The sequence below is a fragment of the Euzebya pacifica genome (assembly GCF_003344865.1).
Classification (GTDB): Bacteria; Actinomycetota; Nitriliruptoria; order Euzebyales; family Euzebyaceae; genus Euzebya; species Euzebya pacifica.
In genome coordinates, this window is the sequence record NZ_CP031165.1 from 220,455 (window position 1) to 235,483 (window position 15,029).

Annotated in this window: 15 protein-coding genes and 1 pseudogene; 9 read left to right on the forward strand and 7 right to left on the reverse strand. The window is 70.2% G+C overall.

Annotation, left to right across the window (positions count from 1 at the left end; all coding sequences use genetic code 11):
- Positions 1-14: 14 nt before the first annotated feature.
- From DVS28_RS00970 to DVS28_RS00995, 6 genes are all read left to right on the forward strand, one after another.
- On the forward strand, positions 15-1,595 hold the full coding sequence (locus DVS28_RS00970) for a sugar ABC transporter ATP-binding protein (RefSeq protein ID WP_114593920.1): 1,581 nt from the start codon (positions 15-17) through the stop codon (positions 1,593-1,595).
- Positions 1,592-2,569, forward strand: coding sequence for an ABC transporter permease (locus DVS28_RS00975; protein WP_164709758.1), 978 nt, complete (start codon positions 1,592-1,594; stop codon positions 2,567-2,569). Before DVS28_RS00970 ends, DVS28_RS00975 begins: the two co-directional genes overlap by 4 nt.
- Positions 2,570-2,571: 2 nt before the next feature.
- Positions 2,572-3,816 carry a metal-dependent hydrolase family protein gene (locus DVS28_RS00980; protein WP_216826313.1) on the forward strand — a complete coding sequence of 415 codons (1,245 nt, stop codon included), beginning with the start codon at positions 2,572-2,574 and terminating at the stop codon, positions 3,814-3,816.
- Positions 3,813-4,127: an antibiotic biosynthesis monooxygenase family protein gene (locus tag DVS28_RS00985; RefSeq protein WP_114589787.1), complete on the forward strand. Its 315-nt coding sequence runs from the start codon at positions 3,813-3,815 to the stop codon at positions 4,125-4,127. The genes DVS28_RS00980 and DVS28_RS00985 overlap by 4 nt, the downstream gene beginning before the upstream one ends.
- Positions 4,124-5,551 (forward strand): hypothetical protein, encoded by a 1,428-nt coding sequence (locus DVS28_RS00990; protein ID WP_216826314.1) that lies wholly within the window; start codon positions 4,124-4,126, stop codon positions 5,549-5,551. The genes DVS28_RS00985 and DVS28_RS00990 overlap by 4 nt, the downstream gene beginning before the upstream one ends.
- A 132-nt stretch (positions 5,552-5,683) precedes the next feature.
- Complete coding sequence (locus tag DVS28_RS00995; RefSeq protein ID WP_114589789.1) at positions 5,684-6,616, forward strand: NADP-dependent oxidoreductase; 933 nt, start codon at positions 5,684-5,686, stop codon at positions 6,614-6,616.
- On the opposite strand, the gene DVS28_RS01000 is transcribed toward DVS28_RS00995, so the two are convergent.
- Entirely contained in the window at positions 6,613-7,581 is a 969-nt protein-coding gene (locus DVS28_RS01000; RefSeq protein WP_114589790.1) for an EamA family transporter, read from the reverse strand. The genes DVS28_RS00995 and DVS28_RS01000 overlap by 4 nt on opposite strands.
- 50 nt (positions 7,582-7,631) lie before the next feature.
- A pseudogene (wrbA, locus tag DVS28_RS01005) lies at positions 7,632-8,271 on the reverse strand (NAD(P)H:quinone oxidoreductase).
- Positions 8,272-8,357: 86 nt separating this feature from the next.
- Between wrbA and DVS28_RS01010 the strand changes: the two are divergent.
- Both DVS28_RS01010 and DVS28_RS01015 read left to right on the forward strand, forming a co-directional pair.
- The gene (locus DVS28_RS01010) at positions 8,358-8,891 is read left to right on the forward strand and encodes a MarR family winged helix-turn-helix transcriptional regulator (protein ID WP_164709760.1); all 534 of its coding nucleotides are present in this window, start codon (positions 8,358-8,360) and stop codon (positions 8,889-8,891) included.
- Between the two features lies 1 nt (position 8,892).
- A complete protein-coding gene (locus DVS28_RS01015) occupies positions 8,893-9,438 on the forward strand; it encodes a hypothetical protein (RefSeq protein WP_114589792.1) in 546 nt (181 codons plus the stop codon).
- Positions 9,439-9,527: 89 nt separating this feature from the next.
- Here the strand turns inward: DVS28_RS01015 and DVS28_RS01020 are convergent, their stop codons facing one another.
- From DVS28_RS01020 to DVS28_RS01030, 3 genes are all read right to left on the reverse strand, one after another.
- On the reverse strand, positions 9,528-10,184 hold the full coding sequence (locus tag DVS28_RS01020; RefSeq protein WP_114589793.1) for an SDR family oxidoreductase: 657 nt from the start codon (positions 10,182-10,184) through the stop codon (positions 9,528-9,530).
- A gap of 189 nt (positions 10,185-10,373) precedes the next feature.
- Entirely contained in the window at positions 10,374-10,868 is a 495-nt protein-coding gene (locus DVS28_RS01025) for a (4Fe-4S)-binding protein (protein WP_114589794.1), read from the reverse strand.
- A gap of 126 nt (positions 10,869-10,994) precedes the next feature.
- Positions 10,995-12,173, reverse strand: a complete 1,179-nt coding sequence (locus tag DVS28_RS01030) for an IS30 family transposase (protein WP_216826300.1) — start codon at positions 12,171-12,173, stop codon at positions 10,995-10,997.
- A 366-nt stretch (positions 12,174-12,539) separates the two neighbouring features.
- Between DVS28_RS01030 and DVS28_RS01040 the strand changes: the two genes are divergently transcribed.
- Positions 12,540-14,081, forward strand: coding sequence for an outer membrane protein assembly factor BamB family protein (locus DVS28_RS01040; RefSeq protein WP_164709761.1), 1,542 nt, complete (start codon positions 12,540-12,542; stop codon positions 14,079-14,081).
- Positions 14,082-14,105: 24 nt separating this feature from the next.
- On the opposite strand, the gene DVS28_RS01045 is transcribed toward DVS28_RS01040, so the two are convergent.
- Both DVS28_RS01045 and DVS28_RS01050 read right to left on the reverse strand, forming a co-directional pair.
- On the reverse strand, positions 14,106-14,570 hold the full coding sequence (locus DVS28_RS01045; RefSeq protein WP_114589796.1) for a hypothetical protein: 465 nt from the start codon (positions 14,568-14,570) through the stop codon (positions 14,106-14,108).
- Between the two features lie 71 nt (positions 14,571-14,641).
- A complete protein-coding gene (locus DVS28_RS01050) occupies positions 14,642-14,986 on the reverse strand; it encodes an arsenate reductase family protein (protein ID WP_114589797.1) in 345 nt (114 codons plus the stop codon).
- Positions 14,987-15,029: the final 43 nt, after the last annotated feature.

The window sequence follows — 15,029 nt, forward strand, 5'->3', positions numbered from 1 at the left end:
CCACCGTGCACCCCATGTCCAACTCTTCCGCCTCGCCTTCGGGCGAGGCGGGCCGTGGGGCACGGATCGGCCTCCGTTCCGTCAGCAAGCGATTCGGTGCGACGCAGGCCCTTGACGACATCGACGTGGACATCGACGCGGGAACGATCCATGCCCTGGTCGGCGAGAACGGCGCGGGCAAGTCCACCCTCGGCAAGGTCGTCGGCGGCATCCACCACGCTGATTCCGGCCAGCTGCTGCTCGATGGCCAGCCGGTCGGACGATGGGACGCCCCGTCCGCACTCGACCACCGCATCGCCACCATCCAGCAGGAGCTCTCCCTGGTGCCGGCGATGTCGGTGGAGCGCAACGTATTCCTCGGCATGGAACCGTCCCGAGCGGGCGCCCTCGTCGGCGGAATGCGGGAACGCTACGAGGCGCTCGATGCCGCCGTCGGCTTCGGCCTCGACCCGAGAACCCCAGTCCGTGACCTGCGGCTGGCCGACCAGCAGAAGGTCGAGATACTCCGTGCTATTGCGAGGGACGCACGGCTCGTCGTCATGGATGAGCCGACATCCTCGCTGACCCAGGACGAGGCCGACCGGCTGCACGAGATCATGGCCCGGCTCAGGGCCGAGGGTCGGACGATCATCTACGTGAGTCACTTCCTCGACGAAGTGCTTCGCTGGGCCGATCGCGTCACCATCATGCGCGACGGACGCGTCGTTCGGACTGCGGACACCGCAGAGGAGACCAAGGACTCCTTGGTGGAGGGAATGCTCGGCCAGCCGGTCGAGCTGAGCTTCCCGCCGCGGATCTCCCCCGCCCCTGAGGCCCCGGTCGTGCTCGAGGTCGAAGGGCTGTCGGGCGGGATCGTCGAGGACGTTGACCTGACCATACGGAGCGGCGAGGTCGTCGGTCTCGCCGGCCTCGTGGGGAGCGGTCGGACCGAGATCGCCCGTCTCCTCTTCGGCGCCGATCCGGCTACCAGCGGCGTGGTCCGGGTCGACGGGACGGCTGTGGACCTGCACGGGCCGTGGTCGGCCATCGACGCAGGACTGGTCATGCTGCCCGAGGACCGACGCGGGCAGGGCCTGGTGATGACCCAGAACGTGCGCGAGAACATCACCCTGCCGCGGCTCCGACACTTTGCCCGCCGCGGACGGGTCCGGCGCAGCGACGAACGCAAGGCGACCAGGTCGGCGATCGAGCGCCTCGACATCACCCCGGCCCGCGTCAACGGTGAGCTGCAGCACTACTCCGGCGGCAACCAGCAGAAGGCACTGTTCGCCAAGTGGACGCTGCGTCCCCCGCGGGTGCTGATCCTCGACGAGCCCACGCGCGGCGTCGACGTCGGCGCCAAGCGCCGGATCTACGAGGCCTTGCTCGAGGAGGCCAGTAACGGGGCGGCCGTGCTGCTGATCTCCTCGGAGCTGGAGGAGGTCGTGGAGCTGTCCACGCGGGTCCACCTCGTCGTGGACGGACGCATCACCGGTGAGGTGGATCCCACGACCACCGACGCCGACGAGATCCTGAAGCAGCTCTTCGGCACCACGCCCGTGGCCCCCGACCCGCACACCGGCCCGACCCTTCCCACGAAAGCGAGCTCGGCATGACCACCAGTGACCCCACCCTCGCGATTGGCTCCGGCGGACTGTCGTTGGAGCGGATCGGCAGATGGCTACGGCAGTACGGCGTGCTGGTGTTGCTCGTCGCCCTGTTCGTTGCCCTGTCGATCGGCAGCGATGCGTTCCTGTCCAGTCGCAACCTGCTGAACATCCTCAACCAGAACACTCCGTTGGCGATCATCGCCATGGCCGGGACGCTCGTCATCATCGCGGGCGGCTTCGACCTCTCCACGGGGGCCATGTTCGGTGTGGCGTCAGTCACCGCCGCATGGGTCGCCGTCAACATCGACCCTGTCCTCGGCTTGGCAATCGCCCCGCTCGTCGGACTCGCGCTCGGCACCGTCAACGGTTTGGTCATCACAGGGCTGAAGGTGCACTCCTTCCTCGCGACCATCGCGTCGTCGCTGGTGTACGGCGGACTCGCGATCCTCATCACCGGTGGGTTCCTCATCTCGGTGCCCGACGAGGCCTTCGCCGCGCTCGGCCGTGGCCGAGTCGGTCCGATCAACGTCGCGGTGATCGTGCTCGTCATTGCCATGGCGGTGTTCACCTACATCCTCAACGGTACGACGGTCGGCCGGTACGTCTACGCCGTCGGTGGCAACGAGGAGGCCGCCAGTCTCTCGGGTATCAGGGTCGGTCGAATCAAGGTCATGACGTTCGCCCTCTCGGGGTTGGCGTCCGGCGTCGCCGGTGCGATTGCGGTGTCCCGTATCGCCAGCGGACAGCCGCAGGCCGGGGCGGGACTCGAGCTGGAAGCGGTCGCGGCCGTCATCCTCGGCGGCACCAGCATCTACGGCGGCGAAGGGGCCGTGTGGCGGTCCGTGGCCGGCGTCATGCTCCTCGCGCTCATCCAGAACGGCTTCAACATCCTCAACGCCAACCCCTTCTACAAGGACCTGACCACCGGCTTGGTCATCGTGCTTGCGGTGGCGCTGTCCGCCGGTCGGAAGGGGAAGTGAACGTGGCGGTCGCCGGGACGCTGTCGATCATCGGCGCACGGGTCCTCGACGTCGACCGGGGGGAGTTGCATCAGCAGGACGTGCACGTCACCAATGGATGCGTGTCTGCACTCGGCGACCACGACGGGCCCCCTTCGGACGTGGTCATCGAGGGCCACGGTCACGTCATCGTCCCCGGGTTCATCGACGCCCACTTCCATGCCTACGGCATCGGCCTGGACATGCTGGTGATGGAAGCCACGCCCATGAGCTATGTCACTGCCAAAGCCGCCGAACGGTTGGGAGGAGCACTCCGTCGCGGCTTCACGACCGTCCGGGACGTGGCCGGCGGCGACATCGGCCTGCGTCGGGCGCTGGACGAAGGTCTGATCGTGGGTCCTCGGTACCTGTTCACCGGCCCAGCGCTGTCCCAGACGGGCGGCCACGGTGACCCCCGCCTCGGAGACCTGGCAATCGATACGTGCTGTCACCGACTTACCGAGGTCGTCGACGGAGTGGACAACTTGCGGGTCGCGGTGCGAGAGCGCTTCCGTACCGGCGCCCATGCCATCAAGGTCATGACCTCCGGTGGGGTCGTGTCGTTGACCGACCCACTGCGGATCCCGCAGTACTCCGCTGAGGAGGTCCGGGTCGTCTGTGACGAGGCGACCCGTCGGGGCAGCTACGTGGCTGCGCATGCCTACTCGCCGGAGGCGATCGCACACTCTGTGGTCAACGGCGTCCGTTCGATCGAGCACGGCAACCTGCTCGACGTCGCGACTGCACAGCTCATGGTTCGAAACGACGCATTCCTCGTCCCGACACTGGCTGCCTACGACGCCATGGACCGGCGCGGCGACAGCCTCGGACTGACAGCCGTCCAGAGGGCCAAGAACCTCGAGGTCCTCGACCACGGCAAGCAGGCCATCGAGATCGCCGCAGCTGAAGGGGTACGCATCGGGTTCGGTAGCGATCTCATGGGAGATCTCGAGGACGACCAACTCGTCGGCCTTCGGCTGCAAGTAGAAGTCCAGGGACCGATCGCGGCCATCCAGTCGGCCACAGCGGTGAACGCGGCGCTGATCGGGCGTCATGACCTCGGGAGGGTCGCGGTCGGTGCCGTTGCCGACCTGCTCGTCCTTGACGCCGACCCGACCCAGGACCCCTCGGTGCTGTGGGACGAGTCCCGTCGCACCGTCATCAGCGGTGGTCGTCCGCTGGGGACCTCTCGACCGGCACTCACCCCCTTCAGGGGGAGGACATCATGATCAGGACAGTCCTGCGGCTCGACATCCTTCCCGGGCACGCCGACCATCTGGTTGAGGCGTTCCGTGGTGCAGAGATCCTCGAGACATCCTTTGCACAGGACGGCTGCCTGTCGACCGAGATCGCCATCGCCGAAGACGGGCTGGAGGCGATCGTCACGGCCACATGGGACGACGTGGATGCATACGCGCGCTGGACGTCACGCACCGACCGGGGTTCCAGCGCCGAGTTGCTCAACCCCCACTTGCGCGAGCCGCTCGACGCATCCAGGGTCGGGCTGGTCTACGACGTTGCGCACCGGCCCAGCGCATGATCGACCTCCCCCGTCCAGACGATCGAGATGCGTGCACAGTGGTCCTGGGCTCGCTTGGAACCCCCGACTTCGTCGTGCACGGGATCACGTTGGAGCAGCGGCCGGCGCTGACGGGTTGGCAGGCTCGGCTGGCAGCCGTTGATGGGTTCGACGCACAGCTCGGGAGTTACAGCAGCACGCTGTCGTCCGATGGGTCCCACGTCGACGCGCTCGTCGGACTTGGGTCGCTCGATCTGCTGGATGTCGAACGGGTTCGCATCGTCGCCTCCTCGATTGCGGGCCGAGGTGCTGCGGGTATCACCATCGACACCGATCTCGCTGCGGTGGCTGGGCCCGCCATTGGTCGTGCCCACGCGCTCGGTGCGGTGGCTGAGGGACTGCGAGATCGCCTGGGGCGTGGGCGTGCCTACGGGCTCGTCGGGTCCGGCGGCGACGAGGACGTCAAGGTCCTCGATCGGGCGGCGTTGGTGGCTGAGGCCGCCGAACTCGGCCGCCGGCTGGTGGACGCACCGCCGAACGTCATCAACCCACTGACCCTGGCCGAGGTTGCCTCCACCATTGCGGCACGCGAAGGGCTGGACATCGAGATCATCGGGCCGGATCAGCTGGAGGCCGAGTCCATGGGCGGGCTGCTCGCGATCGGCAAGGGCTCGGATGTCGGCCCGCGCCTGGTGGGGCTGCACCACCGTCCCCGGGGGGCACGGGGCCACGTCGCCCTCGTCGGCAAAGGGATCACGTTCGATTCCGGCGGCCTGTCCCTGAAGGACCCGGAGGGCATCGTCGACATGAAGCTCGACATGGCCGGTGCGGCCGCGGTTCTGGCAGCCATGTCGGTGCTGCCCCGCTTGGGTGTGGGCGTTGCCGTGTCCGCGTGGCTGCCGCTGGCCGAGAACATGCCCGGTGCCTCGGCGGCCCGTGTCGGAGACGTCGTGACCACCCGCAACGGGACCACGATCGAGATCCGCAACACCGACTTCGAGGGCCGTGTCGTCATGGCCGACGCCCTCGCCCGAGCGAGTGAGGACCGGCCGGACCTGCTGGTCGACCTCGCCACGCTCACCCATGCCTGCACTATCGCGCTGGGGGACGACATCGCGGGTGTGCTGGGCAACGACGCAGCTGCGGTCGGGACGGTTGTGGCGGCGGCAGACCTCGCCGGTGAAGCAGTTTGGGAGCTGCCCCTCGCACGCCGGTACAGCGGTCGACTGTCGTCCACGGTGGCCGACGTCTCGAACCATCCCGGAAACGCCACCGGCCGGGCCATCACCGCCGCCTTGTTCCTCGAGCGGTTCGTGGGAGAGGGTGTGCCATGGGCGCACCTCGACCTCGTGGGCCCCGCATGGCGACCGGGACCCGACGGCGGTGCGACCGGATTCGGCGTGCGCACGCTGCTCCGTCTTCTGGAAGACGTGGCGTTGGGCTGACCACGTGGGCCTGCGAGGTGACGGGGAATCCACTGTTGTTCGGATTCCAACGGAATTCGTTGTCGGTCGTTCCGGTTGGCACGCACTCCGTCCGGACACGACTGGGTGGAACCCCATCAGAAGGATCACCCCATGAAGGCAATGGCACAGACCGAGTACGGCGACCCCGAGGTCCTCACCCTCACCGACGTCGACGACCCCACACCCGGGCCCGACACCGTCGTCATCGACGTGAAGGCCGCTGGCGTCAACCCCGTCGACTGGAAGCTCGTCGCCGGCTATCTGCAGGGCGCGTTCCCGCACTTCCTCCCGCTCGTCCCCGGCTGGGACGTCGCCGGGGTCGTCTCCGCCGTCGGCCCCGCCGTGCAGGAGTACGTCGTCGGTGACGAGGTCATCGGCTATGTCCGTCACGACCACATGGCCGCCAACGGCGCCTACGCCGAGAAGGTCTCCGCCCATCCGCGGCACCTCGCCCCCAAGCCCACCAGCGTCGACATGGCCGCGGCGTCCGCGCTGCCGCTGGCCGGCCTGACCGCGCTGCAGTCCCTGCGCCTGGCGGGCGTCGGCGAGGGCGACACCGTCCTGGTCCACGCCGCCGCCGGCGGGGTCGGGTCGTTCGCGGTGCAGATCGCCGTCGACCTCGGCGCCACCGTCATCGGCACCGCCTCGGAGTCCAACCACGAGTACCTCCGCTCGCTGGGCGCCACCCCGGTGACCTACGGCGACGGCCTGGTCGAGCGGGTCCGCGAGATCGCACCCGACGGCATCACCGCCTCCGTCGACTACGTCGGCACCAGCGAGGCCATCGAAGCGTCCGCCGAGCTGATCGCCGACCGGTCGCGCAGCACCTCCAACGTCGACCCGACCGCCATCACCGAGGCCGGCGGGCGGTACTGCTTCGTGCGACCGCAGGCCGACGACCTGGCGCACCTGGCGATGCTGGTCGACAAGGGCGTGCTGGCCATCGAGGTCCAGCAGACCTTCCCGCTGGCCGACGCCGTCAAGGCGCTCCGCACCAACATGGAGGGCCACGTCCGCGGCAAGCTCGCCCTCACCGTCGACTAGCCCGGAACCGGCCGCCCGCCGTCCCGACTCCGGACGCGTGTCGGGTTCCTGCGACGGGCGGCCCGATTTCCGACACGCGTGAGCCTGACGGCGTGCCGGCGTCGGGCGCTTGTCGGGTTCCTGCGACGGGCGGCCGTTTTCCCGACACGCGTGGGGTCGGTTGCGCCGCCGGCCCGCTGGGGGTAGACGACCGCGAAGACGACCAGCGCCGCACCCAGCAGCTGGGCCGGGGTCAACGTCTGGCCCAGCACGACCCAGCCGAGCAGCGTCGCGACGACCGGGCTGAGCAGCCCCAGGAACGTCAACGAGCTGACCGGCAGCCGCTCGATGCCCCGGAACCACAGGGCGTACGCCACCCCCGTCCCCACCAGCGTCAACCACGCCGTGGCAGCCAGGTTCACGGCCGAGTACGCCGGCGGCGCCCCCTCGACGAGGAGTGCGAGTGGCAGCAGCAGGGCCCCACCCGCGGTCAGCTGCCAGCCGGTCATCGTCAGCAGTCCGACCGGACGGCCCCACCGCTTGGTGAGGACCACACCGACCGCCATTGACAGCGTCCCCGCCAGCGCAGCGACCACCCCGATCGGGTCCAGCGCGGCGTCGGGGCCGAGGACCAGCAGGGCGACGCCGGCCACACCGGCGGCACCGGCGACGGCGGTCCGACGACGGAACGTCTCGCCGAGCAGCACCGCGGCGAGGCCGGCCACGACCACCGGCTGGATCGCACCGGCCGTCGCGGCCACCCCGCCGGGCAGGCGGTAGGCGGCCACGAAGAGAAGGGCGAAGAACGCCCCGATGTTGAGGGTGCCGAGGACGAGGGCCCGCCACCACCACTCGCCGCGGGCCAGCGTGCGGGACCACGCCAGGAGGAGCAAGCCAGCGGGGAGGGCCCTGAGCGCGGCCACGAGGAGCGGTCGGCCCGGGGGCAGCAGCTCGGTCGTGACGACGTACGTGCTGCCCCAGACCATCGGGGCGAGCGCCGCAGTCAGCAGCGTTCCACGCCTCGACCCGGGGCCCGTCACGCGCTCACCAGCTCGTGGGTGACCGCCGGCTGGCGGAGCTGGCGGAGGACGGCGGCCACGCGGGCGAGTCTCGCCCCCTGGTGTCGCGCTGCCGCCAGCACCGCGTCGAGGTCCGCCGCGCCGCCGCCGGAGACGTGGGTCGTGCCGTAGGGGTTGCCGCCGGCGACCGCGACGCTGTCGTCGGTGTACCCCGGCGGCACCAGCACGGCTCCCCAGTGATAGAAGACGTTGGACAGGCCAAGCAGGGTGGACTCGACGCCGCCGTGGGCGTTGTCCGCCGACCCGAAGACGGTCGCCGCCTTGTCGGCCAGCGCCCCCTCGGCCCACAACCCGCCGGTGGTGTCGATGAACTGCTTGAGCTGCGCGGCGGGGGTCCCGAAGCGCGAGGGCGTCCCGAAGGCGAAGCCGTCCGCCCAGCGCAGGTCGTCCAGCGTCGCGATGGGCACGTCCGCCGTCGCGTCGGCATGGGCTCGCCAAGCGGGGGTTGGCGTCCAGCACAGCGGCAGGGGCCAGCTCGGCGACACGGCGCAGGCGGACGTCCGCGCCAGCCCACCTCGCCCCCTCGGTGATGGCCTCTGCGATCCGGTGCACGTGACCGGTGGAGCTGTAGTCCACGACTACCAGACGGGTGGACACGGGTGTTCCTTTCTGAGAAGTAGCTTCCAAGTAAGGAACAGGTGTCGGCAGGGCGCTATTCCTTCCAAGGAAGTAACTTTCTCACTGTGAAGAATGACGACGCCCCGGACGCGCGGGACACGTTGGACGCGCTGGACGTGATCCGCGGTCACCTGGCCGAGACACACCCCGACCTGGACACCACCGGCCTTGCGGTCACGGGCAGGCTGCTGCGTGCCGCCAGCCGGCTCGACGCCCTGCGGGCGGAGCGGTTGCAGGCCCACGCCCTGACCGTCGCCGACTTCGACGTCCTCGCGACCATCAGACGTCGTCAGGGTCGGACGGGGATCAACCCGTCGGCCCTGCAGGACGCCGTCATGATCAGCTCGGGCGGGATGACGAAACGCCTGGACCGACTCGAGTCAGCAGGGCTGCTGCGCCGCAAGCCCGACCCGGACGACCGGAGGGGGGTCATCGTCCAGCTCACCCGGTCGGGACGTCGGCGCATCGATGCGGCGCTCGTCAGCCTCCTCGAACGTGAACGCGAGGACATCGAAACGGCGCTGCCGAACGCCGCGGACCGCGACACGCTGGTCGGGCTGCTCCGTCCGGTGCTGCGCTGTCTGGAAGGGGAGGAGTGACGTGCCGTACACCGAACGCGTCGACCTGGACGCCGCCGGGTCCATCGGGATCACCATCGACGTCGACGGGGTCCTCGTCGACGACGTGTCCGCGGCCCCCGGCTGGCAGATCGTGGCCCAGCACCCGAAGGCGGGCCTGCTGCGCCGTCGGGTCAAGCCCGCACCGAGCGCCGTCGTCGTCCTCACCCGCACCGGGCCCGATGGCCACGAGGAACGCGAGCTGGAGGTGGGTCAGCTTGACGACGGCAGCTGGGAGCTGGCCGTCCGCCGGCAGGGCCCGTGCCCCTCGAGCGGGCCGATCACGACGCCCGGCGGCAGCGTCACCGTGTCGTCGGCCACGACGTCCGCCCGAGCTTCCTCAGCTCCTGTGGTGCAGGTCGCACCCGCCGATGGTTGGGGCGTCCGCAGCCGGGAGGAGGGGCCCGACGACATCGTCGTGGTCTTCGCCCGGGACGAGGAGGAGTGGGAGGTCGTCGTCCTGCTCGACGACGACGCCCCACCGGTCGCCGACATCGACCACCGCCGTCAGCTCGGCCACCTCACCTGACTCCCCTCCCTCAACAGAGGTGTGTCGTCCAACCACGGCATGTGGCCGGTTCGACGACACACCTGAAGGGGTGAGGGGCGGGCAGCCGATCAGCTGATGTGGCTGGAGATGGCGTCGGCGACAGGGGTCTCCCCGCCGACGACCTCGACGACGCGGCCGGCCATCGCGGGGGTGGCAAGGACGGCTGCCAGCACGGCGGCGACGTCGGCACGGGGGATCTCGCCGCGGTCGACGTGGCGGTCCAGGGCGATCGTCCCGGCCGGCTCGTCGTCGGTCAGCCCGCCCGGACGCACGACGGTCCAGGCCAGGTCGCTGTCCATCAGCGCCTGGTCGGCCTCGGCCTTCGCCCGCAGGTACTGGGCGAACACCTCGTCGCCCTCGGGCGGGTCGTCGGTGCCCATGGAGGAGACCATCACGTAGCGGTTGACGTCGGCGATGCGGCAGGCCTCGACGAGCTTGACGGCACCGTCGCGGTCGACCGTCCACTTCCGTTCGGCTCCGCTGCCCGGCCCGGACCCGGCGGCGAAGACCACGGCGTCGGAGCCGGCGATCGCGCCGGCCAGCGTCTCGGCGGTGTCGTTCTCGAGGTCGACGACGGCCATCTTCGCGCCGGCCTTGGCGAGGTCCTCCTGGTGGTCGGGGTTGCGGACCACCCCGGTGACCTCGTTGTCGTCGTGGGCAGTCAGGATGCGGGTGAGGTGCAGGGCCACGGTGCCGTGGCCGCCGATGATGGAGATGTGGGACATGCCATCGGGCTTACCCACGGGGAGGGGCGGACAACCGGTGAGGTTCCTCGGTGCACCGTCCTCCGGGCATCGATGAACGATGTTCGGTTGTCCTCGCCCTCCGATGGCGTGGGTGGATACGATGCAGCCCCCGCGCCTCCCCGAAACGCCCGGCTGGCCGGTCCGGCGGGACCGGCCAGTGAGCGGCGATCAGCCGCAGTCGGCCGGGGACTCGCGTTCGGCCTCGGGCACCCGGGGGAGGGGTTCGGGCTCGGGGGCCTCGTCGGCGGTGGAGAACCCGATCCGCCGATGGCTTGCGTCGCAGTACGGCTTGTTCTCGCTGGCCCCGCAGCGACAGAGCGTCACCCGGCTGGATCGGCGCACGACCGTGCCGTCGGGCTGGACGATCTCGACCTGCCCACGGATCATCAACGGGCCGTTGGGGACGAGCAACACGTTGGGCTGCTCCGGCAGCGCCTCGGCCGGATCCACGTTGCCGATCCGGCGAACGGTCAGGGCCCCCGTCGGGCACTTCGCGACCGCGCCGATGACCTCCTCGGCCGATCCAGCATCCGGCACGATCCATGGTCGTCGGTGGACGTCGAACACCTCCGGCGCGGCCTTCAGGCAGCGGGCCGTGTGGATGCAGAGCGAGGCGTCCCAACCCACCTCGATCTCGTCGGTGGCGTAGGTCCGTCGCGTCATGGCTCGACGATACGCCCGCCTGCGGGTCCGATGTCGTCCGCAGGGAGCGCTCGTCGTCCACGAGCGCAACGGCGCCGGATGCGCTGACCAGGTGGCGGACCGGGTGGCCGACCCCCTCTCTTGATGTCAACCGGTGGGTGCAACAAGTTGGGCGAGTTGGGCGGCTGGTGTCTTCCAGCCGAGGGTTTGTCGGGGGCGGGTGTTGAGGCTCTCGGCGAAGTCGTTGAGGTTCGCTTGGGTGTGGACTGACAGGTCGGTGCCCTTGGGCATGTACTGGCGCAGCAACCCGTTGGTGTTCTCGTTGGAACCGCGTTGCCAGGGCGAGTGGGGGTCGCAGAAGTAGACGGGCACGTCGGTGTCGATGGTGAACTGGACGTGCTCGGCCATCTCGATGCCCTGGTCCCAGGTGATGGACCGCCGCAGGTGCTCGGGCAGCCCGGTGATCGCGGTGGTCATGGCATCGCGCACCGTCGCGGCGGTCCGGTCGCCATCGAGGTGCATCAGCATCACGTAACGGGTGGAGCGCTCCACCAGGGTGCCCACCGCGGACTTGCCGTCCTTGCCGATGATCAGGTCGCCCTCCCAGTGACCGGGCACGGCACGGTCCTCCACCTCCGCGGGCCGCTCGCTGATCATCACCATGTCGTGCATGCGTGGCCGGGGAGATCGACCGGAGGGGACCCGCTTGGCCCGACCGGTCCGCAGGCACGACGTCAGCTCGCGTCGCAGCTCGCCCCGCCCCTGGACGTACAGCGACTTGTAGATCGTCTCGTGTGACACCGTCATCGACTCATCGTCGCCGAACCGCTCCTTGAGATCTGCAGCGATCTGCTGGGGCGACCACAGTCTGCGCAGGCCGTGCTCGACGAGGCCGGCCAGCTCCGCGCAGCTGGCGAGCTTGGTCGGCTTGGCCCGCCGTGCCTGCTCGTGGGCACGCTTGTGGGCAAGCATCGGCCGGTAGGCCTCACGGCCACCGTTGCGGTCCACCTCGCGCCACACCGAGGACTTGTGCCGGCCGACCCGATCGGCGATGGCCTGATAGGTCTCGCCCCGACCGATCCCCAACCGGATCTCCACCCGATCATCAAGCGACAACCGGTGCGGTGAGGGATCAGTCGCAAGCTCTGCCCGCAACACCCCACCAAACGGCTTGAGCACGTTGAGGAAGCTGCCCACGGAGATGTCGACCTCCTCAAGGATCTGCCGGCGGCCCTGACCGGCTCGTGCCCGACGGATCACCTCCGCCCGCACCTCATCAGGCAACCGCAACCACCGCTTCTCACCCTTGGCCCTCGACCTCACCATGACCTACCGCCTCCACCTCGAAGTGTCGTGTTGCAACGAAGTCTTGAGGCTGCCTCTGGTGTGTCGGCCAACCGCGACATGTGGCCGGTTCGCCGACACAGTGGGGGCAAGGTGGTGGTCGGGCCGGTCTGGTGTGTCGCCCAACGGCGACGGGTGGCCGGTTCGACGACACGGTGGGGCGGCTGTCGCTGACGATTGCATTGCGGCGACCGGCCGCCGGATGGGTGCGGGCTAGGCTCGTCCACGAGAGGGATCGGAGCGGCGATGAACTGCGACGGGTGCCAGCGGCCGATGGCCGAGGGGGCCTCCACGTGCGCCTCGTGCGGCCACGAACACCGGACGCCCTCCCGAGCACGCGAGACGATCGTGTTCCGTCCCGACCAGCTCGGGCTTCCCGGCCAGCTGCCGCCCGGACTGCCGGAGGCAAGGCCTGCGCCGCAGACTCCTGTCCCCGGCGACACGACACGCTGGGCGTGGGGGCTGCTGGCGGTCGGACTGATCGCTGCCCTCGGGGTCGGCGGGGCGCTGTTCCTCCTGCGCGCCGACTCCAACCCGGACGTGGTGGCCGGCGCGGTACCTGCCACATCGACGATCCCCGCAGCCGCGCCCGCCACCCCCGTTGCGCCGACCGCAACGCCCGGCCCCGACGCGACCGCCACACCCGCCGCCGCGACGGCAGCCACGCCGGCGGAACCACCGACCCCCGGGGCCACGCCGTCGCCACCAGCGGGGGTACCGGCCGCCAGCGGCGTTCCGACGTCCGACCAACCACCGTTCGTGCCGGAGGAGGAGGGGTACCTGCTGTCCGACAGCGGTGGCCAGGAACGCCTTCCCGCCCCCGTCGCCAGCGCACCGTCACCGGCGTGGACGACCGCACTCCCCGGCGACGTCGTCGGCGTCACGGGTGACGAGGACCTGGTGGTGGTCGCGGTCGACACCGATACCGGTGGCCGGCTGGACGCCGTCGAGCTCGACACGGGCGAGTCCAGGTGGTCGGCCCCGTTCGCGGGCGGCCTGTCCGCCCCGGTCGTGACGGGCGAGACGGTTGTCGTCGTGCAGCGGACGGAGGGTGCGGACGCGCGGGTCGTGGGGCTGGACCGCCAGGCCGGCAAGGAGGTCTGGTCGACCACGACGCCCGACAACGGCGGCCTGTTCGCCGTCCTGCTGGACGACGGCGGGGTCCTGCTGGGCGACGTCGACAGGGTCGACCGCCTCGACCCGCTCACCGGCGAGCTGAGCGCCCTCCTCAGCGGCGAGCTCGTGCGCAGGGGGTCCGATGCGGTGGCCGCGTACACCGACGGGACGGTCCGGGTGGCCGAGCTGGCCGACGGCACGCCGCGCGACGAGCGGTTCGTCGGACCCATCGGTGAGGACGGCGACTTCGTCTTCACCGACGAGCGGGTCGTGGTCTTCGACGGCGAGACCATCTGGTCCATCAACACCGTCGGGCAGCGCGAATGGGACTTCACCCCCACCGAAGACGCAGCGCAGGTCCGGCACATGGTCCTGATCCCCGGAGGCACGCTGCTGGCCAGCTTCGCGGGCGGCGACGGCACCGTGGCCCTGGACGTCGAGACCGGCGCGGTGCGCTGGCGCAGCCCCGTTCCCGTCGACCTGACCGGAGCCTTCGACGGCGTGCTGCGTGGCGTCGGGGCGCCCTCGCCGGTCCAGCTGCTCGACCTGCTCGACGGCAGCGGCGTCGGCTCGTTCCTCGACCTCGGCGCGTCGGGCACCCCGTTCGCCAACGGGCTGTACTACGCCGTCACCGACGAGGGACTCACCGCGTACGGGATGGCCGACGGTCAGCCCGTCTGGGCGGTCGCGGCCGACGGCCTGCTCGACCGCCACGCCATCCCCGGCGGGATCGTCCTCACCAACGCCGACGGCACCCTCACGCTGTTGCGCTGAGCGAGCGGACGCCCGATTCGTGCGTCAGGAGGCCAGGCGGTCGGTGGTCTGCATCCACGCGTCGGTGCCCGTGATCGGTCGCACGGCGGTGTCGGAGGCGAGGAACGTCGTGCGGAGCTGGACGGAACGGGTCGCAGCCTCCTCCGCCAGCATCCGCGCCCACGAGCGGTCCGACCGGGTGACGATCGTCGCGCCGGGACGGGTCAGGAGGATGCCGGCCGACCAGCCGGACCGGTCGTCCTCCAGCGTCCAGGCGAGGGTGTCCAGCATCGTGGCGGCAAGGGGCCGGTTCGGGACCACGGGGACGTCCTCGATCACGGGGAGGGTCGGCAGCACCCGGTCCCGGCTGTCCAGGATCGTGATCCACAGCCGTCGGCTGCCGAACCCGAGCTCGCCCATCAGGCGCTGCCAGTGCCGCTGGAGGTCATCGGTCGAGCGGATCGGCGGTGTGTCGTGCGCGGACAGGAGTGGTGGTGGTGAGATCGTCATGGGACACATCATCCCACGACAAAACACGTCAGATCAGGTTGTCCACAGGGGGAAGAGTCGAACGCGGCGGGTCAGGATCCCAGCAGCTCGGTGATCCGCTCGGGTGGGCGACCGACGACCGCCCGGCCGTCGTCGCTGATCACGACCGGCCGTTCGATGATGCGGGGGTTGGCGGCCATCAGCGCGATGACGGCGTCGTCGTCCAGGCCATCCATCTGCAGGCCGAGCGTCTTCGCATCGGCCGTCCGGACCAGCTCCCGCGGGGCAAGGCCGAGCATCCCGACGACCTCGGCGAGCCGCTCGGCGCTCGGCACGTCCTCCAGGTAGCGGCGTTCGGTGAACGTGACGCCGGCGTCCTCCAGCAGGCCCTTGGCCTGCCGGCTCTTGCTGCACCTCGGGTTGTGCCAGATCTCCATGCCCGTAGTGCACCACCCGACAACGGTGTACCGCGAACCGACC